Below are 19263 nucleotides of genomic sequence, written 5' to 3'. Positions count from 1 at the left end.
AAGAGGTTCGGGACCGGGCCGCCCACGGCATGCGCGACCGCGTGCGACGAGGACCCGGTCTCATCTGAGGCCAGGGGGCCCCTTTCGGTCAAGAGCCGCGCACACGGACTCCCGGATTCACGCACGCGGATCCCCGGATTCGCGCGCGCGGCTCCTGGCACAGGCGCACGCGGCTCCCGGCGCAGGCGCGCGCGGCTCCCGGTCTTCAGGAGGCCGGCGTCGGCTCCGCGCTCGGCATGCCCTGCGACGCCTGCCGGGCCGACAGGGCGTGGTTGAAGCGGGTCAGCAGCGAGCAGAACGCCTCGCGCTCCTCCGGTGCCCAGTCCTGGGTCAGCTCGGCCATCAGCTGACGCCGCGAGGAGCGCACCTCCTCCAGCCGGGACTGCCCGCGCGGGGAGAGCTGGAGGACGACCGCCCGCCCGTCCTCCGGGTGGGAGGTCCGCTTCACCAGGCCGGTGTCCACCAGCGGCGCGACCTGCCGGGTGACCGTCGAGGAGTCGATGCCCATGCTCGCGGCGAGCGCCTTGACGCCCATCGGGCCCTCCTTGTCGAGCCGGTTGAGCAGCAGGTACGCGGCGCGGTCCATGGAGTTGCGCACCTGCCCGACGCCGCCGAGCCGGGTCTGTTCGGCACGGCGGGCGAACACCGCCACCTCGTGCTGGAGGGTGTCGAGAAGACCGGTGTCACCGACGGTCGTCATGTCCATCGACATTTCAGGTGTTGTGGGCATGGCCGGGGGCTCACTTCGTGGAGGGCTGCTGGTTGGGGGACAGGGTACGCGGACGGGGCGCATGCCGTACCGGCGGTGCGCAATCCCGTCTCGCCGGTTGGTCACGGCAGCCGTCCGCGGGGGTGAACTGCGAGACTTGCGACATGACCCACCGTACGGCCGCCGCCCTGCCTCCCGTCACCCTCGACGACGTCCGCGGCGCCCAGAAGATGCTGAGCGGCGTGGCGCGGATGACCCCGATGGAGGGCAGCCGCCGGCTGTCCCAGCTGGTGGGCTCGCCGGTGCACTTCAAGTGCGAGAACCTCCAGCGGACGGGTTCGTTCAAGCTGCGCGGCGCGTACGTGCGGATAGCCGGCCTGCTGCCCGAGCAGCGGGCGGCAGGGGTCGTCGCGGCGAGCGCCGGCAACCACGCGCAGGGCGTCGCCCTCGCGTCGTCCCTGCTCGGCGTGCGTTCGACGGTGTTCATGCCGAAGGGCGCCCCGCTGCCGAAGATCAGCGCGACCCGGGACTACGGCGCCGAGGTGCGCCTGCACGGCCAGGTGGTCGACGAGACGCTGGCCGCCGCGCAGGAGTACGCGGCGTCGACGGGCGCGGTCTTCATCCACCCCTTCGACCACCCCGACATCATCGCGGGGCAGGGCACGGTCGGCCTGGAGATCCTGGAGCAGTGCCCCGAGGTCCGCACGATCGTCGTCGGCATCGGCGGCGGCGGCCTCGCGGCGGGCATCGCGGTCGCGGTGAAGGCGCTGCGGCCGGACGTGCGGATCGTCGGCGTGCAGGCGGCGGGCGCCGCCGCGTACCCGCCCTCGCTGGCGGCCGGGCATCCGGTGGTGCTGGCCAACCCGGCGACGATGGCCGACGGCATCAAGGTGGGCCGGCCCGGCGATGTGCCGTTCGGGCTGGTCGCCGACCTCGTGGACGAGGTTCGCACGGTCAGCGAGGACGAGCTGTCCAACGCGCTGCTGCTGTGCCTGGAGCGGGCGAAGCTGGTCGTCGAACCGGCCGGCGTGAGCCCGGTCGCGGCCCTGCTCAGCGACCCGGGCGCCTTCGAGGGGCCGGTGGTGGCGCTGCTGTCCGGCGGCAACGTCGACCCGCTGCTGATGCAGCGCATCCTGCGGCACGGCATGGCGGCGCAGGGCCGCTACCTGGCCGTCCGTATCCGCCTCACCGACCGGCCCGGTGCGCTGGCGGCGCTCCTCGGGGTGTTGTCAGTGGTCGACGCTAATGTCCTCGACGTGAGCCACGTACGGACCGACCCCCGGCTCGGGCTCACGGAGGCGGAGGTCGAGCTGCACCTGGAGACCAAGGGCCCCGAGCACTGCGCCGAGGTCGGCCAGGCCCTGCGCGAGGCGGGCTACACGGTCATCGCCTGAGGCGGGGGCCTAGGACTGAGGGCGCGTGTCACTCGTTCGGAAAAATCCGTTGAGAGACGCGATACATCGCGTTATGGTCTGCCTGTCGCGACCCGACTCCGCCTGCGGGCGGAACAACCCACCCATACCTAGGCTTTCCGAAGTATCCCCGAAGACGTGGAGACTCATATGCCAGGCGCCATCTACGCCGAAGGCCTGGTGAAAACCTTCGGTGACGTCAAAGCTCTGGACGGCGTCGACCTCGACGTCCCCGAGGGCACCGTCCTGGGCCTGCTCGGGCCGAACGGCGCGGGCAAGACCACCACGGTCCGCTGCCTGACCACCCTGCTGCGCCCCGACCGGGGCCGGGCGGTCGTCGCGGGCGTCGACGTCCTCAAGCACCCCAACGACGTGCGGCGCTCGATCGGCCTGTCCGGCCAGTTCGCCGCCGTCGACGAATACCTCACCGGCCGCGAGAACCTCCAGATGGTCGGCCGGCTCTACCAGATGCGGGCCAAGGCCGCGAAGGCCCGCGCCGCCGAACTGCTGGAGCAGTTCGACCTCGCCGACGCCGCCGACCGCCCCGCGAAGACCTACTCCGGCGGCATGCGCCGCCGCCTCGACCTCGCCGCCGCGCTCGTCGTCTCCCCGCCCGTGATGTTCATGGACGAACCGACGACCGGCCTCGACCCCCGCAACCGGCAACTGCTGTGGGACGTCATCAAACGCCTCGTCTCCGGCGGTACGACGCTGCTGCTGACCACGCAGTACCTGGAGGAGGCCGACCACCTCGCCCACGACATCGCCGTCGTCGACCACGGCCGGGTCATCGCCCGCGGCACCTCCGACCAGCTCAAGGCCCGCACCGGCGGCGAGCGCGTCGAGGTCGTCGTGCACGAGCGGGACGACATGCCCGCCGCCTCGGAGGTCCTGCGCGGCTTCGGCAAGGGCGACACCACCGTCGAGGAACACATGCGCAAGCTCACCGTCCCCGTCACCGGCGGCGCCAAGCTGCTCGCCGAGGTCATCCGCGAACTGGACACCCGCGGCATCGAGATCGACGACATCGGCCTGCGCCGCCCCACCCTCGACGACGTGTTCCTGTCCCTGACGGGACACGTGGCCGAGGCCAAGGACGCGAGCGACGAGCAGGAACCCGGTCAGAAGGCCGCGAAGGAGGCCGCCAAGTGAGTGCCGTCACCGACGCCGTACCGGTCAACCCGCCCGCCCACCCGGTGGTGCAGTCCGTTCGCGACTCGCTGGTGATCGCCAAGCGGAACCTGATCCGCATGAGCCGGATCCCCGAGATGGTGATCTTCGGGCTGATCCAGCCGATCATGTTCGTGGTGCTGTTCAGCTATGTGTTCGGCGGCTCCATGAACATCGGCGGCACGACCGACCCGAGCGTCTACCGCGAGTTCCTCATGGCCGGCATCTTCGCCCAGACCGTCACCTTCGCCACCGCGGGCGCCGGTGCGGGCATCGCCGACGACATGCACAAGGGCCTGATCGACCGCTTCCGCTCGCTGCCCATGGCCCGCGGCGCGGTCCTCACCGGGCGCACCCTCGCCGACCTGGTGCAGACGGCCCTCACCGTGTTCGTGCTGGCGATCGTCGCCCTGCTGGTCGGCTGGCGCACCCACACCAGCGTCGGCGAGGTGCTCGCCGCCTTCGCCCTCCTGCTCCTGCTCGGGTACGCCTTCACCTGGGTCGGCGCCCTCATCGGCCTGTCCGTGCGCACCCCCGAGGCGGCCACCTCCGGCGGGCTGATCTGGCTGTTCCCGGTCACGTTCATCTCGAACGCGTTCGTGGACTCCAGCCGGATGACCCCCTGGCTGCAGCACGTCGCGGACTGGAACCCGTTCAGCGCCACCGTCCAGGCCTGCCGCAAGCTCTTCGGCAACCCCGGGGTCTCGCCGTCGGACGCCTGGCCGATGGTCCACCCGGTGTGGGCGTCACTGATCTACTCGGTGCTGATCGTGCTGATCTTCCGCACCCTCGCGGTCCGCAAGTACCGCTCGGCCGCCGCCTGAGCAAGGCGAAGCCCCCGTGCGCCGGAAGGCACCGGGGGCTTCGCGGGGGTCCTGGAGGGGGGTCAGCCGTTGTACGGCTCGGCCTTGAGGATCTTCACCGAGGCCTTCTTGCCGTTCGGCAGCTCGTACTCCGCGTCGTCGCCGACCTTGTGGCCGATCACGCCGGAGCCCAGCGGCGACTGCGGCGAGTAGGTCTCGATGTCGGAGCTGGCGTACTCGCGGGAGGCGAGCAGGAAGGTCAGCGTGTCGTCCTCGTCACCGTCGAAGGCGATCGTGACGACCATGCCGGGCGCGACCGCACCGTTGGAGGCCGGCGGCTCGCCGACCTTCGCGTTCTCGAGGAGCTGGGTCAGCTGGCGCACGCGGAGCTCCTGCTTGCCCTGCTCCTCCTTGGCCGCGTGGTACCCGCCGTTCTCGCGCAGGTCGCCCTCCTCGCGCGCGGCCGCGATCTTGGCGGCGATCTCCGTGCGCGCAGGACCAGTAAGGTACTCAAGCTCGTCCTTGAGCTTGTTGTACGCCTCCTGGGTCAGCCAGGTGACGTTCTCGCTGGTCTGGGTCACAGGGTGCTCCTCGTCGGTACTGGGAATACAAAGCATCGCCCTACCCAGAAGAATGTTCCCTCATGGATGGGCGAAACCACGAGCCTAACAATTCAGGGCCGGAAGGGGGAGGACATAAGCCATCAGAATTGCGTCAACGCAGGTCAGCGCCTACGTATTCCGCCCGACCGCCCGCGCGTGCGGCCGCCGGTCAGTCGCCGTGGCAGCCGAGCAGCTCGGCCGTCGTGCCCGGAGCCGTCGTACGCAGCGTGACGACTCTGTCGATCCGGGTGTCCGGCCCGGAGAAGCGGAAGTCCGCCCGGCCCACCTCGGCACCGTCCGCGGACTGGGAGCGGACCGTGCAGTAGCCGGAGGCCCCGGCGTCCTTGTGGACCTCCAGATGCACCCGCACCGCCTTGTCGGTGGCCTTGAAGCTGATCACCTGGGCGCTGATCTCGCTGCCGGCGACATAGTGCCAGCCGAACCAGCCGACAATCGCCAGCAGCACGGCGCCCAGGACGGCGCCGACGACCTTGAGCGTGCGGTCGGTGCGCTGGTCGGAGGAACGGCCGTAGCGGCCCTCCGGCCTGTGCGTGCTCACCGTACTCATGATCGTCCTCTCGGCGGGGCCTTCGGAGGGATCGGACGAAGGTCCGAAAGCGGGCGCCCGGGCGGAGAACCCGGAATTATTCGCCGCCCGATTCGGTCACTATAGAAGCCGCCGATCGCACCCGCTGACACCGGGGCGCCGACATCGATGAGGATTGAGTCTTGACTGACCAGCTGCGACTGATGGCCGTCCACGCCCACCCCGACGACGAGTCGAGCAAGGGCGCGGCCACCATGGCGAAGTACGTGTCCGAGGGGGTGGACGTGCTGGTGGTGACCTGCACGGGCGGGGAGCGCGGCTCCATCCTCAATCCGAAGCTCCAGGGCGACAAGTACATCGAGGAGAACATCCACGAGGTCCGCCGCAAGGAGATGGACGAGGCCCGGGAGATCCTGGGCGTCAAGCAGGAGTGGCTCGGCTTCGTCGACTCGGGCCTGCCCGAGGGCGACCCGCTGCCGCCGCTGCCGGAGGGCTGCTTCGCCCTGGAGGACGTCGACAAGGCGGCCGGCGAGCTGGTGAAGAAGATCCGCTCCTTCCGCCCGCAGGTGATCACCACCTACGACGAGAACGGCGGCTACCCGCACCCCGACCACATCATGACCCACAAGATCTCGATGGTGGCGTTCGAGGGCGCGGCGGACACCGAGAAGTACCCCGAGGACGAGTTCGGGCCGGCCTTCCAGCCGCTGAAGCTGTACTACAACCAGGGCTTCAACCGCCCCCGCACCGAGGCCCTGCACCAGGCCATGCTCGACCGCGGCCTGGAGTCGCCGTACGGGGAATGGCTCAAGCGCTGGGACGAGTTCGAGCGCAAGGAGCGCACGCTGACCACGCACGTCCCGTGCGCCGACTTCTTCGAGATCCGCGACAAGGCGCTGATCGCGCACGCCACGCAGATCGACCCCGACGGCGGCTGGTTCCGGGTGCCGATGGAGATCCAGAAGGAGGTCTGGCCGACGGAGGAGTACGAGCTGGCGAAGTCCCTCGTCGATACCTCCCTCCCCGAGGACGACCTCTTTGCGGGCATCCGCGACAATGCCTGACATGAGCGCAAGCGTGAGCCTGGCAGCGACCCACCTCGTCTCCCTCGCCAAGGACGTCGACGAGAACAAGGTCACCCCCGGCGTCCTCGGCTTCATCGTCTTCGCGGTGATGGCCCTGGCGGTGTGGGGCCTGATGAAGTCCATGAACAGGCACATGGGCAAGGTCGACTTCAAGGAGACCCCGGACCCGGAGACGGACACCCCCAAGGGCACACCGCCGGGCGGGGCCAAGCCGCAGCACGGCTGACCGGCCGCCTCACCGCTGGACCGGCACCGGCACACCCATCACCTCCCGGGCGTGCCGGTCCGGGACCATGCCCAGGCGCCAGGCCTGCCAGCCCGCCTCCAGGGTGACGCCGCGTTCCAGCAGCAGCTGGTAGGCCTCGACGTAGTCGTCCAGTTTCCCGTCGCGGGCGGGGTGGGCCGCCCGGGTCAGCTGGGTCAGCTCCTCCTGCGCCACCGCCGTGCCGACCTCCACCCCGCCGGGGGCCGCGTACGGCAGCAGGGTGCAGCGCAGGAAGCGGGACCAGTCCTCGCCGCGGCGGTCGCCGTACGTGGCGAACAGGGCCGTCGCCTCGTCGCACAGGGCCAGCGCCTGGGCCGTACGGGCGTTGCCCGCGTCCACCACCGCCAGTTCCAGGCACGTCCACGCCTCGCCGTGGGCGACACCGATGCGCTGGAAGTCGGCGCGGGCGTCGACCAGGAGCTGGCGGGCGAAGCCGGAGTTGCGCAGGGAGCCGGTCTGGGCGGCGCGCTGGTCGCGGGTGACGCGCGCCGAATGGTGCCGGGCGCAGGCCAGGCCGTACACGTCGCGCATACGGGAGAACATCGTGCGGGCGCGTTCCAGCTCGCGCACCGCCCGGTCCAGGTCGCCGGTCTCCTCCAGGGCCTGCCCGAGGTAGTACAGGGTCCAGGCCTCGCCGCGGGCGTCCTCGTTGTCCCGGTGCCGGACCGCCGCCTGCCGCAGCGCCTCCACGGCCGGGCCCGCGTCGCCCGCGACCAGCCGGGCCCGGGCCAGCTGGGTCAGCGCCCACGCCTCGCCGCGCGCGTCGCGGGTCCGGCCGTACCGGTCGAGGGCCTGGCGCAGGTCGGCCTCCGCGCGGTCCACGTCGCCCAGGCGCAGACCGAGCTGGCCGAGCTGGAAGTGCGCCCACGCCTCGCCGTGCACCGAGCCGCCCTCCCGGTGCAGCACCAGGGAGCCGTTCAGCAACTCCAGGGCCTCCGCGAGACGGCCCCGGTCGCGTTCCACCGCCGCCAGCGCGTGCATCGTCCAGGCCCGGTCCGTGGCCAGCTCCGGCGCCTGCTGGAGGTCCAGGGCCTCCCGCAGCTTCGCCGCGGCCTCCGTGAGGTTCCCCTGGTGGTGCAGGGTGATGCCGAGCGAGCACAGCGCGCGGGCCGCGCCCGCGTCGTGGTGGGCCTCCAGGTACAGGTCGACGACCGAGGCGAGCGTCGTCCGGGCCTTGTCCAGCTCGCCCAGCTGGCGGGCGGCGATGCCGGTGCGCCACTGCACCGAGCGGACCAGCAGCCCCTGGTCCACGGCCTGGGCCAGCTCGCTGATCTCACCCAGCCGGTACAGGTCACCGCGCAGCAGGCAGTAGTCGCACAGCGCGCCCAGCAGGTTCTGCACCGCGCCCTGGTCGACGCCCTCCGCGTGCCGGAGCGTCGCCGTGATGAAGCTCGACTCGTCGTCCAGCCAGCGCAGCGCCTCGTCGAGGGAGGTGAAACCGTGCGGGCTGAACCGGTCGGAGCGGGTCGACATGTTGCCGTCGACCAGCCGCAGCACCGAGTCGGCCAGCTCGGCATAGCTGACGATCAGCCGTTCCTGCGCGGCCGTGCGCTCGGCCGGGTCCTCCTCGTCCAGCAGCCGGGCCTGCGCGAAGGCGCGGACCAGGTCGTGCAGGCGGTAGCGGCTGCCGCGCACATGGTCGATGAGGCCGGCCCGGGACAGCGCGACCAGATGCCGGGTCGCCTCCGCGCGGTCGGTGGCGAGCAGCGCGGCGGCGGCCGCGGCGCCGAGGGAGGCCCGGCCGGCCAGGGCGAGGCGTCTGAGCAGCCGGCGGGCCTGCTCCGACTGGTCGGTGTAGCGCAGCCACAGCACCCGCTCCACGGGCTCGACCGGGCCGTACGCGTCCAGGTCCGCCGCCAGCCGCCGGGGTGAGCGCGGACCCAGGGCCGAGCCCGCTACGCGCAGCGCGAGCGGCAGCGCGCCGCACAGCTCGCGGATGCGGTCGGCGGACTCGCCGTCGTACGGCCCCGGGTCGTCCTGCGCCGCCGCGCCCAGCAGCTCCTCCGCACCGGCCGCGTCCAGGGGCTCCACCGGCAGGTGGTGCACCCAGGCCGCGAGGTCGGCGGGCAGCTCCAGGGGCGTGCGCGCGGTGACCAGGACGAGGCTGTCGGAGTGCTCGGGGACGAGGGCGCGGACCTGCTCGGCGTCGGCGGCGTCGTCGAGGACCACGGTGACCGGGACGCCGGCCAGGTGCCGGTGGTACAGCTCGCCGAGGCGTTTGATCTGCTGGTCGGGGGAGGAGCGGTCGCGGAAGAGCAGTTGCTCGCGGGGTGCGCCGAGCCGGTTGAGCAGGTGCAGCAGGGCGTCCCGGGTGGCCAGCGGCGGCTCGCCCGGGCTGTCGCCGCGCAGGTCGACGACGCAGGCGCCGCGGAACTGGTCGCGCAGGTCGTGCGCGGCCCGCACGGCGAGCGTCGTACGGCCGCTGCCGGGCTGCCCGTGCAGGACGACGACCGTCGGACGGGTCCGGGTGCCGGCGCGGGCCGCCTGCACCCACTGCCGGATCCGTGCCATCTCCTGCCGCCGGCCCGCGAACGGGGCATCCGGCTCGGGGAGTTGTGCGAAGGACTGCTCCAGGACGCTGCGTCCGCGGGCGGCGGCGCTCTTGTCCGCGCCGCGCAGCCGCGGGCCGGGCTTCTTGGTGACCGGCCCGGTGGAGGCGGCCAGGACCCGCTGCTGGTCGAGGAAGGGCCGGATCCCGCGCACCTCCAGCGCCGTCAGCCACTGCAGCCGCAGCTGCTCGGGGCCGCCGGGCTGGCCCGCGGCGCCGGCGCGGTGGTGGGCGGCGGGCAGATGGGATCCGGCCACCTTCACCACGCTCGCCACGGCTCCGGCGACCCCGGCGGTGGCGCCCGCGGTCAGGGCGGTGCCGGTGCCGGAGCCGAGCGCGAGGTCGGCGACGGCCGCGGCGACGGCGGCGACCCCGGCGACGAGCAGGGGAGTGGCGCCGCCCTCACGGGCGTACCGCTGCGCGAAGCCCATCCGCCCGGCCTCGCCATCCTCCACAGCCCGCAGATAGGCGCCGTACTCCTCGGCGGCGCTCTGTGCGACGGTGTCGAGCGCGCCGCGGGCACGGCCCATCAGCACCTGCCCGTCGATCCGCCCCCCGGACCGCCGTACCTCCTCCTCCACGGCCCGCGCCAGCAACCGCTCCGCCTCGGCCCGGTGACTGTCCCGCATGCCTCGTCCCCCTCCGACGGCAACTCCGTTTCCCCTGAGTGTCCTTCGGGGTGGGCGGGAGCGCGAGGGGCTCCGCGGATCAGGGGGCGGGCGGACCGGGCGGTCCGCCGGACGCGCCGCCGAGGCGATCCAGGTGCGGCCAGAACGCGGCGTTCAGCCGGGTCCGCAGGACGGGGCTGTGGCGCAGCATGTCGGCGCAGTAGGCGCGCCAGGGTTCGAGGCTCTCACTCGCGGGCATCTTCTCGTGGGCGTGCAGGCCGGAGCAGAGGATGTCCGCGAAGGTGTCGGCCATGACGGTGACTTCGCGGTGGCGCGGGTCCTCGGGCGGGCACTCCCGGTCGTCGTAGAAGTATCCGAGCAGCTCGCGCTGGGCCAGCACGACGTGCAGCTCGCGCAGGGACGACAGGATGCTGTGGTTGACGGCTATGGCGGCCTGGTCGCGGCCGAGCCTGGTCTGCCGGGCCAGGTAGAGGATGGCCACGGCCGAGACGGTGAATCCGAGCGCATTGACGATGACTGAGTATGCGTCAGCGGACATATCCATACACGGCACGGTAGCGCGCCGGGGGCCGCTACGTCCCCCCTCTGACGGGTACTGGGGCAGGATGGACCCCATGCCGAACCGCCTGGCCCATGAGACGTCCCCCTACCTCCTCCAGCACGCCGACAACCCGGTCGACTGGTGGCCCTGGGCAGCCGAGGCCTTCGAGGAGGCACGGCGGCGAGGCGTGCCCGTGCTGCTGAGCGTCGGATACAGCAGCTGCCACTGGTGCCATGTCATGGCTCACGAGTCCTTCGAGGACCGGGCCACGGCCGACTACCTCAACGCCCACTTCGTCAGCGTCAAGGTCGACCGCGAGGAACGCCCCGACGTGGACGCCGTCTACATGGAGGCCGTGCAGGCGGCCACCGGGCACGGCGGGTGGCCCATGACCGTGTTCCTCACGCCCGACGCCGAGCCCTTCTACTTCGGCACCTACTTCCCGCCCGAGCCCCGGCACGGCATGCCCTCCTTCCGGCAGGTGCTGGAGGGTGTGGCGCAGGCGTGGCAGGAGCGGCGCGGGGAGGTCGACGAGGTCGCCGGGAAGATCGTGCGGGACCTCGCCGGACGGGAGATCAGCTACGGCGGGGACGGCGCGCCCGGCGAGCAGGAGCTGGCGCAGGCGCTGCTCGGGCTGACCCGGGAGTACGACGCGCAGCGCGGCGGGTTCGGCGGGGCGCCGAAGTTCCCGCCGTCCATGGTGATCGAGTTCCTGCTGCGGCACCACGCCCGGACCGGTGCCGAGGGTGCCCTGCAGATGGCGCAGGACACGTGTGAGCGGATGGCCCGCGGCGGGATCTACGACCAGCTGGGCGGCGGGTTCGCGCGGTACTCCGTGGACCGGGACTGGGTCGTGCCGCACTTCGAGAAGATGCTCTATGACAACGCGCTGCTCTGCCGGGTCTACGCGCACCTGTGGCGGGCCACCGGCTCCGGGCTCGCCCGCCGTGTCGCCCTGGAGACCGCCGACTTCCTCGTCCGTGAACTGCGCACGCCCGAGGGCGGGTTCGCCTCCGCGCTGGACGCCGACAGCGACGACGGGACCGGGCGGCACGTCGAGGGTGCCTACTACGTGTGGACGCCGCAGCAGCTGCGGGACGTCCTCGGTGACGACGCCGACCTCGCCGCCCAGTACTTCGGCGTCACCGACGAGGGAACCTTCGAGCACGGCTCCTCCGTCCTGCAGCTCCCGCAGAGCGAGGGCGTCTTCGACGCGGACAAGGTCGGTGACATCAAGGAGCGGCTGCTCGCCGCGCGGGCCGGGCGGCCCGCCCCCGGCCGGGACGACAAGGTCGTCGCCGCCTGGAACGGCCTCGCGATCGCCGCACTCGCCGAGACCGGCGCCTACTTCGACCGGCCCGATCTCGTCGAGGCCGCGCTCGCCGCCGCCGACCTGCTGGTCCGTGTCCACCTGGACGAGCACGGCCGGCTCACCCGCACCAGCAAGGACGGCCGCGCCGGGGCCAACGCGGGGGTGCTGGAGGACTACGGCGACGTCGCCGAGGGCTTCCTCGCGCTCGCGTCCGTGACCGGTGAGGGCGTCTGGCTGGACTTCGCCGGGCTGCTCCTGGACCACGTGCTCACGCGTTTCGCCGACCCGGAGTCCGGTGCGCTGTACGACACCGCCGCGGACGCCGAGCGGCTGATCCGCCGGCCGCAGGACCCCACCGACAACGCCGCGCCCTCGGGCTGGACCGCCGCGGCCGGCGCGCTGCTGTCGTACGCCGCGCACACCGGCTCCGAGCCGCACCGCACCGCCGCCGAGCGGGCCCTCGGCGTCGTCAAGGCGCTCGGGCCGCGCGTCCCCCGCTTCGTCGGCTGGGGCCTCGCCGTCGCCGAGGCCCGCCTCGACGGGCCGCGCGAGGTGGCCGTCGTCGGCCCGGACCTCGCCGACCCGGCCGCGCGCACCCTGCACCGTACGGCCCTGCTGGGCACCGCGCCGGGCGCGGTCGTCGCCTACGGCACCCCGGACAGCGACGAGTTCCCGCTGCTCGCCGACCGCCCGCTCAGCGGCGGCGCGCCGACGGCGTACGTGTGCCGGAACTTCACCTGTGACGCCCCGACGACCGACGCCGACCGGTTGCGTCACGCGCTGACCGCCGACTGACCGCCGACTGAGCACCGATTGACCGCCAGTTGAGCGGGGACGGGCGGGGCGCGGTCACGCGGGGGCCGGTTTCCGGCCGTTCTGCGACCGGCCCCGCTCGCCGGAGGGTTCCCCCGGGCCCGCTTCGCCCGCGCCCCTTTGACCAGCCCGAACGCCCCGCGTCCGACCCGCCGAACGTGCGGGTCCGGCACATTGTTCACCCCTGCGCCTCAATGTGAGGAAACACGCTCTTCATCGAAAGGGCCTGCGTCCTTCACAGTTCGCCCATACTCTCTGCATCGTGACGCGTGCGCATCAACTCGCCCGCGCGTCGGGGGGATTCGGGGATTCGGGGGGATCTTTTTGCTGACGTCTGTCTTCATATCGGCCGTCTCACTGGCCCTGTTCTGGATGGCGGCCTTCACCCTGTGGTGGCAGATGCACGCCTGGCGCACGCCGGAGGTGCTGGCCTCCACCCGGTTCAGCAGACCGGACGGCGACGAGCACGTGTCGTTCTCGCTGCTGCTGCCGGCCCGCCACGAGCAGGCCGTGCTGGACCACACCATCCAGCGGCTGCTGGAGTCCACGCACACCGACTTCGAGATCATCGTCATCGTCGGGCACGACGACCCGGAGACGACCGCGGTGGCCGAGCGGGCCGCGGCCCGCGACCCGCGCGTCCGCGTCGTCGTCGACACCCACGAGAAGAAGAACAAGCCGAAGGCCATGAACACGGCGCTGCCGCACTGCCGCGGCGACGTCGTCGGGGTCTTCGACGCGGAGGACCAGGTCCACCCGGAACTGCTCGCGCACGTCGACCACGCCTTCCGCACCACCGGCGCCGACGTCGTGCAGGGCGGGGTGCAGCTGATCAACTTCCACTCCAGCTGGTACAGCCTGCGCAACTGCCTGGAGTACTTCTTCTGGTTCCGCTCCCGGCTGCACCTGCACGCGCAGAAAGGATTCATTCCGCTCGGCGGCAACACCGTCTTCGTCCGCACCGACGTGCTGCGCGAGGCCGGCGGCTGGGACAGCGAGTGCCTCGCCGAGGACTGCGACCTGGGCGTACGGCTCTCCTCCGTCGGCAAGAAAGTCGTCGTCGCCTACGACCCCCGCATGGTCACCCGCGAGGAGACCCCCGGCAGCCTCATGTCGCTGCTGAAGCAGCGCACCCGCTGGAACCAGGGATTCCTCCAGGTCTACCGCAAGAAGGACTGGAAGCAGCTGCCCGGCTTCGGCCAGCGGCTGCTCGCCCGCTACACCCTCATGACGCCGTTCCTGCAGGCCTTCTCCGGCGTCATCATCCCGCTCAACGTGGCGATCGCGCTCTTCCTCGACGTGCCCGTCGGCATCGCCTTCGTCACCTTCCTGCCGGCCGTCACCGCGCTCGTCACCTTCGTCTTCGAGGTCGTCGGACTGCACGACTTCGGCAAGCAGTACGGCCTGCGCGTGCGCCTCGTCCACTACCTGAAGCTCGTCGTGGGCGGCCCCTTCTACCAGGTCCTGCTCGCGGGCGCCGCCGTCCGCGCCGTATGGCGTGAACAACGCGGCCGCAACGACTGGGAGTTGACCACTCACGTCGGCGCCCACCTGGCGACGGCCGACGGGATCCGAGAGGACGTTCCCGCGTGACCTCCACCCTTCCCGCGGCGACCGCAGCCCAGGTCCCCGCGCAGAGCACCCCTGTCCCCACGCCCGCCGACGGCCGCACACCCGCACCGCAGCGGCTGCGCTCCTCCCGCCCCGACCTGCTGCTGTGCGGTCTGCTGCTGGTGGCGATCCTCGTCGTGCAGGGCTGGAACATCGCCGACTACCCCACCCTCAGCGACGACGAGGGCACCTACCTCGCCCAGGCCTGGGCCGTCCAGCAGGGCAAGGGCCTCGCCCACTACACCTACTGGTACGACCACCCGCCGCTCGGCTGGATCCAGCTCGCCCTGCTCACCTGGATCCCCTCCGCCCTCGACCCCGGTTCGCTCACCGTCGGCTCCATGCGCGCGGTGATGCTGCTGGTCAGCGCGGTCAGCGCGGTCCTCGTCTACGTCCTCGCCCGCCGCCTGTCGCTGCCCCGCTGGGCGGCCGGCCTCGCGATGGCGCTGTTCGGGCTGTCCCCGCTGTCGGTCGTGCTCCAGCGGGAGATCTTCCTCGACAACCTCGCCGTGATGTGGACGCTGCTGGCGTTCGCCCTCGCCGCCTCGCCCTCCCGCCACCTGTGGCACCACTTCGGCGCCGGGCTCGCCGCCGCGACGGCCGTCCTCACCAAGGAGACGATGCTCGTCGTCCTGCCCGCCCTGTTCCTCACCATGTGGCGGCACAGCCACCGCGACACCCGCAAGTTCGCGCTCACCGGCGCGATCACGGCGTGCGCGCTGATCGGCTTCTCCTACCCGCTGTTCGCGCTGCTGAAGGGCGAGCTGCTGCCCGGCGGCGGCCACGTCTCCCTGTGGGACGGCATCAGGTACCAGATGACCAGACCCGGTTCGGGCTTCATCCTGGACGCCGGCTCCGGGTCGTACGGCGTGCTGCACTCCTGGCTGTACTACGACCGCGTGCTGCCCCTCGGCGGCCTCGCCGGCGCGCTGTTGCTGCTGCTCACCTGGCGCTGGTCGGTCACCGCCCGCGCCCTCGCCGGACCCGCCCTCGCCGTCGCGATCCTCGCGGCGCTCGCCCTGCGCCCCAACGGCTACCTGCCCGCGATGTACGTCATCCAGGCGCTGCCCTTCCTCGCGCTGGTCCTCGCCGGCGGCACCGCCAGCGTCGCGCACGCCGTCCTGCGCCGCTGGCGCTCCGAGGCGGAGCGGCGGTCCGTCGCCGTCGGCCGGTACGCCCTCGCCGCCGTCCTCGCCCTCGCGGCCGGCGCCTACGTCGTCCCGCGCTGGTACGACGGCGACCACACCGCCCTCACCGCCGACGCCAACGCCCCCTACCGGGCCGCCTCCAGCTGGCTCAGCACCGAGGTCGCCCACCCCGAGGACACCCGCGTCCTCGTCGACGACGCCCTCTGGCTGGACCTGGTGCACGCCGGGTACCGGCCCGGACTCGGCGTCATCTGGTTCTACAAGGCCGACCTCGACCCGGCCGTCACCAAGACCATGCCGCACGGCTGGCGGGACCTCGACTACGTGGTCGCCTCGCCGACGGTCCGCCGCGACGCCCGCGACCTGCCGGGCGTGCGCGCGGCGATGGAGCATTCGACGCCGGTCGCCGTCTTCGGCACCGGAGAGGACCGCATCGAGATCCGCCGGATCCAGCCGGCGACGGCCGGAGGCGCCCGATGACCCACGAGTACCTTGCACCCGTCCCCGCGGTGGACGCCGCCGAGGTCCCCGAGCCCGGCGCCGTCACCATCGTCGTACCGACGTACAACGAGTCCGCCAACGTACGGCGGCTGCTGCGGCTGATCACCGAGTCGGTGCCGGCCCGGCTGCCCTGCGAGGTCGTCTTCGTCGACGACTCCACCGACGACACCCCCGAGGTGATCTCCGAGGCGGCGCAGGACTGCCCCTTCCCGGTCACCGTGCTGCACCGGGAGGAGCCGGCCGGCGGGCTCGGCGGGGCGGTCGTTGAGGGCATGAAGGCGGCCGGGTCGGAGTGGATCGTCGTCATGGACGGCGACTGCCAGCACCCGCCGTCGCTGGTGCCGGAGCTGGTGGCGACCGGGCAGCGGACGAACGCCGGGCTCGTCGTCGCCTCCCGCTACCTGCCCGGCGGCAGCCGCGCCGGCCTGGCCGGCGGCTACCGCGTCGCCGTCTCACGCGGCGCGACCTGGCTGACCAAGGCGCTCTTCCCGGGCCGGCTGCGCGGCATCAGCGACCCGATGAGCGGCTTCTTCGCGGTACGCCGCGCCGACCTGACCGCCGAGACCCTCAAACCGCTCGGCTACAAGATCCTCCTCGAACTCGCGGTGCGCAGCCGCCCCCGCGCGGTCGCCGAGGTGCCGTTCGTCTTCCAGGAGCGCTACGCCGGCGAGTCCAAGTCGACCGCCCGTGAGGGCCTGCGCTTCCTGCGCCACCTGGCCGGGCTGCGCACCGACGCCCCGCTCGCCCGCATGATCGGCTTCGGCCTGATCGGTGCCAGCGGCTTCGTGCCCAACCTGGTCGGGCTGTGGGCGCTGACCGCGCTCGGCGTGCACTACCTGCCGGCCGAGATCCTCGCCAACCAGCTCGGCGTCGCGTGGAACTTCCTGCTCATCGAGCAGCTGCTGTTCCGCAACCGGCGCGCCCACCGCCGCGGGTGGGACCGCCTCGGCCGGTTCGCGCTGCTCGCCAACGCCGACCTGGTGCTGCGGATCCCGCTGATCGCCCTGTTCGTGCACCGGTTCGGCATGGGTGCCCTGTCGGCCACCGCGCTCGCGCTGGTGACCACGTTCGTCCTGCGCTTCGTGGGGACCGAGGCGCTGGTCTATCTGCCCCGCCGGGGGCAGGCCGCAAGGAGAGCCGCGTGAAGAGACCCAGACCCAGACTCAGACGACGGACCGCCCTGGCCGGCACGGTCACCCTGACCGCCGGCCTCCTCCTCACCTCGCCCCAGCCCGCCTCCGCCGCCAACCTCGTCAAGAACCCCGGCTTCGAGACCGCCGGCGGCGACGGCATGCCGTACTGCTGGGAGAGGTCCGGCTGGGGCGACAACGACTTCACCTTCACCACGACCGCCGACGCGCACACCGGCACGAAGGCGATGAAGGTCGAGCTGACCCGCCGCGTCGACGGCGACCGCAAGGCCCTCATCACGGAGTCCGCGGAGTGCGCGCCGACCGTGGCCACCGGGAAGCAGTACGACCTGGCGCTCTGGTACAAGTCGACCACCCCTGACACCTCCGTCACCCTCTTCCGGCACGACACCACCGCCGGCTGGCAGTACTGGACCGACCTCAAGACCCTCGACATGGCCGCGACCTGGACGCAGGCCACCGTCCGCACCCCGGAGGTCCCGGCCGGCACCGACCGCATCACCTGGGGCGTCTCCGTCTACGGCACCGGCTCGGCGACCACCGACGACTACACGATGGAACAGGTCCCCGACACCCTCCCGCCGCCCGCCTGCACCGGCACCGCCAAGGAGTGCGCCGACGGCCGCTGGGACGTGCTCCCGACGAAGAACCCGGTCCGCTCGATGCACTCCGTCGTCCTCAACAACGGCAAGGTGCTGCTCATCGCGGGCTCGGGCAACAGCGAGGAGCAGTTCAAGGCGGGCACCTTCACCTCGGCCGTCTACGACCCCGCCACCGGCACCTACAAGGTGATCCCCACCCCGAAGGACATGTTCTGCGCCGGGCACGTCCAGCTGCAGGACGGGCGGGTGCTGGTGATGAGCGGCAACAAGGCGTACCCGGTCGTCGGCGGCCACGGCTACGAGGGGTTCAAGGACTCGTACGTCTTCGACCCGGTGACCGAGACGTACACGAAGACCAACGACCTGAACGACGGCCACTGGTACCCGTCGGCGACGATCCTCGGCAACGGTGACGTCATCTCCTTCGGCGGGCTGCGCGAGGACTCCACCGGCTCGGTCACCGCCGAGCTGTTCTCGCAGCGGGAGCAGCAGTGGCAGCCGCTGTGGAAGGTGCACCAGACCTGGTCGTACTGGGGCCTGTACCCGTCGATGATCCTCATGCAGGACGGGCGGCTCTTCTACTCCGGCAGCCATGTCTTCGGCAACAACATCCCCGGCACCGGCAGCGCGATCTACGACTACGACGCCAACACCGTCACGCAGGTCCCCGGGCTGCAGCGCAAGGACGAGCGCGACCAGTCCGCGAGCGTGCTGCTGCCGCCGGCGCAGGACCAGCGGGTCCTCACCCTCGGCGGCGGCAACATCGACTCCAACCCGGACGCCAACCGGCTCACCGACGTCATCGACCTGAAGCAGCCCGACCCGGCCTACACGCCCGGCCCGCTCCTGCCGCAGGGCACCGTCGACCTCGGCAACGGGCCGCAGCCGGAGACCGGCGGCCAGGGCAAGATGTACGTCTCCGCGGTGCTGCTGCCCGACGGCAAGGTGCTGGAGACGGGCGGCGCACTGCACAACCGGGCGAACCCGGTCCACGAGTCGTCGCTGTACGACCCGCAGAGCGGCACCTTCGACCCGGTGGCCGCCGACCCCGAGGCGCGCGGCTACCACTCCTCGGCGTTCCTGCTGCCGGACGGCCGGGTGATGGCCACCGGCGACAACCCGGGCAACGGCACCTGGAACCACAACGTGTCCATCTACACCCCGCCCTACCTCCTCAAGGGCCCGCGCCCCACCATCACCTCGCTCATCGACAGCGAGTGGACCTACGGCGACACCCAGCGCATCACCGTCGACCGGCCCATCGCCAAGGCCGAGCTGATCCGCCCGGCCGCGGTCACCCACTCCTCCGACCCCAACCAGCGGTACGTGGACCTGCCGCTGAGCGTGGACGGCGACAACGTCGACCTGAACGTGACGAGCAACCCCAACCTGGCCCCGCCCGGCTGGTACATGCTCTTCGCCGTCGACGCCAACGGGGTGCCCTCGGTGGCCAGGTGGGTGCACCTCCAGGGGCCGGCCGCACTCGCCGCCACGGACGCCTCCACGCACGTCCACGCCTTCGCCGACGCCCCCAGCGGCAAGGTCACCGGCCCGTCCGCGCGGCGCGCATCCCAGCCGGTCAGCCCCACGGTCTCCGGCTGCGACCGCCACTACGGCTCGGCCAACGTGTGCGTGCCGACGGTCTTCCCGCCCCAGGTGAAGCCCACCACCGCGGCCCGCTGCAGCTGGCTGCGGCAGAACCACTACGGCACCCTGAAGGTCAACGGCGCCGACGACCCGCTGCGCCTGGACCGCGACCGGGACGGCACCGCCTGCGGCAGAGGCGACCTGACCAGGCGTTAGCGCGACCCCGG

At 72.1% G+C, this 19263-nt stretch carries 15 protein-coding genes; 10 read left to right on the top strand and 5 right to left on the bottom strand.

Going from position 1 to position 19263, the window contains the following annotated elements; genetic code table 11:
- Positions 1-205 precede the first annotated feature (205 nt).
- The gene (locus IE308_RS18555) at positions 206-706 is read right to left on the bottom strand and encodes a MarR family winged helix-turn-helix transcriptional regulator (protein WP_229908947.1); all 501 of its coding nucleotides are present in this window, start codon (positions 704-706) and stop codon (positions 206-208) included.
- A gap of 167 nt (positions 707-873) precedes the next feature.
- Here IE308_RS18555 and ilvA point away from each other — a divergent pair, with 167 nt between their 5' ends.
- The 3 genes from ilvA (at position 874) to IE308_RS18540 (ending at position 4115) form a co-directional block, all read left to right on the top strand.
- Positions 874-2103 carry a threonine ammonia-lyase gene (gene ilvA, locus IE308_RS18550; protein ID WP_110630035.1) on the top strand — a complete coding sequence of 410 codons (1230 nt, stop codon included), beginning with the start codon at positions 874-876 and terminating at the stop codon, positions 2101-2103.
- Positions 2104-2271: 168 nt separating this feature from the next.
- Positions 2272-3273 (top strand): ATP-binding cassette domain-containing protein, encoded by a 1002-nt coding sequence (locus IE308_RS18545; protein WP_110630036.1) that lies wholly within the window; start codon positions 2272-2274, stop codon positions 3271-3273.
- Positions 3270-4115, top strand: a complete 846-nt coding sequence (locus IE308_RS18540) for an ABC transporter permease (RefSeq protein ID WP_110630037.1) — start codon at positions 3270-3272, stop codon at positions 4113-4115. The genes IE308_RS18545 and IE308_RS18540 overlap by 4 nt, the downstream gene beginning before the upstream one ends.
- A 62-nt stretch (positions 4116-4177) precedes the next feature.
- Here IE308_RS18540 and greA read toward each other — a convergent pair whose 3' ends face one another.
- Together greA and IE308_RS18530 are read right to left on the bottom strand one after the other, a co-directional pair.
- Positions 4178-4675: a transcription elongation factor GreA gene (gene greA / locus IE308_RS18535; RefSeq protein WP_110630038.1), complete on the bottom strand. Its 498-nt coding sequence runs from the start codon at positions 4673-4675 to the stop codon at positions 4178-4180.
- 190 nt (positions 4676-4865) lie between these two features.
- Positions 4866-5264 carry a DUF4307 domain-containing protein gene (locus tag IE308_RS18530; RefSeq protein WP_190218763.1) on the bottom strand — a complete coding sequence of 133 codons (399 nt, stop codon included), beginning with the start codon at positions 5262-5264 and terminating at the stop codon, positions 4866-4868.
- Between the two features lie 161 nt (positions 5265-5425).
- On the opposite strand from IE308_RS18530, the gene mca reads away from it, so the two are divergent.
- Positions 5426-6307 carry a mycothiol conjugate amidase Mca gene (gene mca / locus IE308_RS18525; RefSeq protein ID WP_110630040.1) on the top strand — a complete coding sequence of 294 codons (882 nt, stop codon included), beginning with the start codon at positions 5426-5428 and terminating at the stop codon, positions 6305-6307.
- The gene (locus IE308_RS18520) at positions 6300-6554 is read left to right on the top strand and encodes a hypothetical protein (RefSeq protein ID WP_110630041.1); all 255 of its coding nucleotides are present in this window, start codon (positions 6300-6302) and stop codon (positions 6552-6554) included. Before mca ends, IE308_RS18520 begins: the two co-directional genes overlap by 8 nt.
- Before the next feature lie 9 nt (positions 6555-6563).
- On the opposite strand, the gene IE308_RS18515 is transcribed toward IE308_RS18520, so the two are convergent.
- Together IE308_RS18515 and IE308_RS18510 are read right to left on the bottom strand one after the other, a co-directional pair.
- Complete coding sequence (locus IE308_RS18515; protein WP_190218762.1) at positions 6564-9770, bottom strand: tetratricopeptide repeat protein; 3207 nt, start codon at positions 9768-9770, stop codon at positions 6564-6566.
- Between the two features lie 79 nt (positions 9771-9849).
- A complete protein-coding gene (locus IE308_RS18510; protein WP_190218761.1) occupies positions 9850-10251 on the bottom strand; it encodes a hypothetical protein in 402 nt (133 codons plus the stop codon).
- Positions 10252-10384: 133 nt separating this feature from the next.
- On the opposite strand from IE308_RS18510, the gene IE308_RS18505 reads away from it, so the two are divergent.
- From IE308_RS18505 to IE308_RS18485, 5 genes are all read left to right on the top strand, one after another.
- Positions 10385-12418: a thioredoxin domain-containing protein gene (locus IE308_RS18505; protein WP_190218760.1), complete on the top strand. Its 2034-nt coding sequence runs from the start codon at positions 10385-10387 to the stop codon at positions 12416-12418.
- Between the two features lie 342 nt (positions 12419-12760).
- On the top strand, positions 12761-14029 hold the full coding sequence (locus tag IE308_RS18500) for a glycosyltransferase (RefSeq protein ID WP_190218759.1): 1269 nt from the start codon (positions 12761-12763) through the stop codon (positions 14027-14029).
- On the top strand, positions 14026-15675 hold the full coding sequence (locus tag IE308_RS18495) for an ArnT family glycosyltransferase (protein ID WP_190218758.1): 1650 nt from the start codon (positions 14026-14028) through the stop codon (positions 15673-15675). The genes IE308_RS18500 and IE308_RS18495 overlap by 4 nt, the downstream gene beginning before the upstream one ends.
- Positions 15672-16841, top strand: coding sequence for a glycosyltransferase (locus IE308_RS18490; RefSeq protein ID WP_190218757.1), 1170 nt, complete (start codon positions 15672-15674; stop codon positions 16839-16841). Before IE308_RS18495 ends, IE308_RS18490 begins: the two co-directional genes overlap by 4 nt.
- The gene (locus IE308_RS18485; RefSeq protein ID WP_190218756.1) at positions 16838-19252 is read left to right on the top strand and encodes a galactose oxidase early set domain-containing protein; all 2415 of its coding nucleotides are present in this window, start codon (positions 16838-16840) and stop codon (positions 19250-19252) included. Before IE308_RS18490 ends, IE308_RS18485 begins: the two co-directional genes overlap by 4 nt.
- Positions 19253-19263 lie beyond the last annotated feature (11 nt).

The sequence above is a fragment of the Streptomyces griseosporeus genome (genome assembly GCF_014656055.1).
Lineage (GTDB): Bacteria > Actinomycetota > Actinomycetes > Streptomycetales > Streptomycetaceae > Streptomyces > Streptomyces griseosporeus.
Note: the sequence above shows the minus strand (reverse complement) of the source record. Positions and strands in the feature narration are given on the sequence as shown.

Coding starts and splice junctions, on each gene's coding strand:
- ilvA (WP_110630035.1), top strand. CDS start 874: ATGACCCACCGTACGGCCGCCGCCCTGCCTCCCGTCACCCTCGACGAC.
- IE308_RS18545 (WP_110630036.1), top strand. CDS start 2,272: ATGCCAGGCGCCATCTACGCCGAAGGCCTGGTGAAAACCTTCGGTGAC.
- IE308_RS18555 (WP_229908947.1), bottom strand. CDS start 706: ATGGACATGACGACCGTCGGTGACACCGGTCTTCTCGACACCCTCCAG.
- IE308_RS18505 (WP_190218760.1), top strand. CDS start 10,385: ATGCCGAACCGCCTGGCCCATGAGACGTCCCCCTACCTCCTCCAGCAC.
- IE308_RS18490 (WP_190218757.1), top strand. CDS start 15,672: ATGACCCACGAGTACCTTGCACCCGTCCCCGCGGTGGACGCCGCCGAG.
- IE308_RS18520 (WP_110630041.1), top strand. CDS start 6,300: ATGCCTGACATGAGCGCAAGCGTGAGCCTGGCAGCGACCCACCTCGTC.
- IE308_RS18530 (WP_190218763.1), bottom strand. CDS start 5,264: ATGAGTACGGTGAGCACGCACAGGCCGGAGGGCCGCTACGGCCGTTCC.
- IE308_RS18515 (WP_190218762.1), bottom strand. CDS start 9,770: ATGCGGGACAGTCACCGGGCCGAGGCGGAGCGGTTGCTGGCGCGGGCC.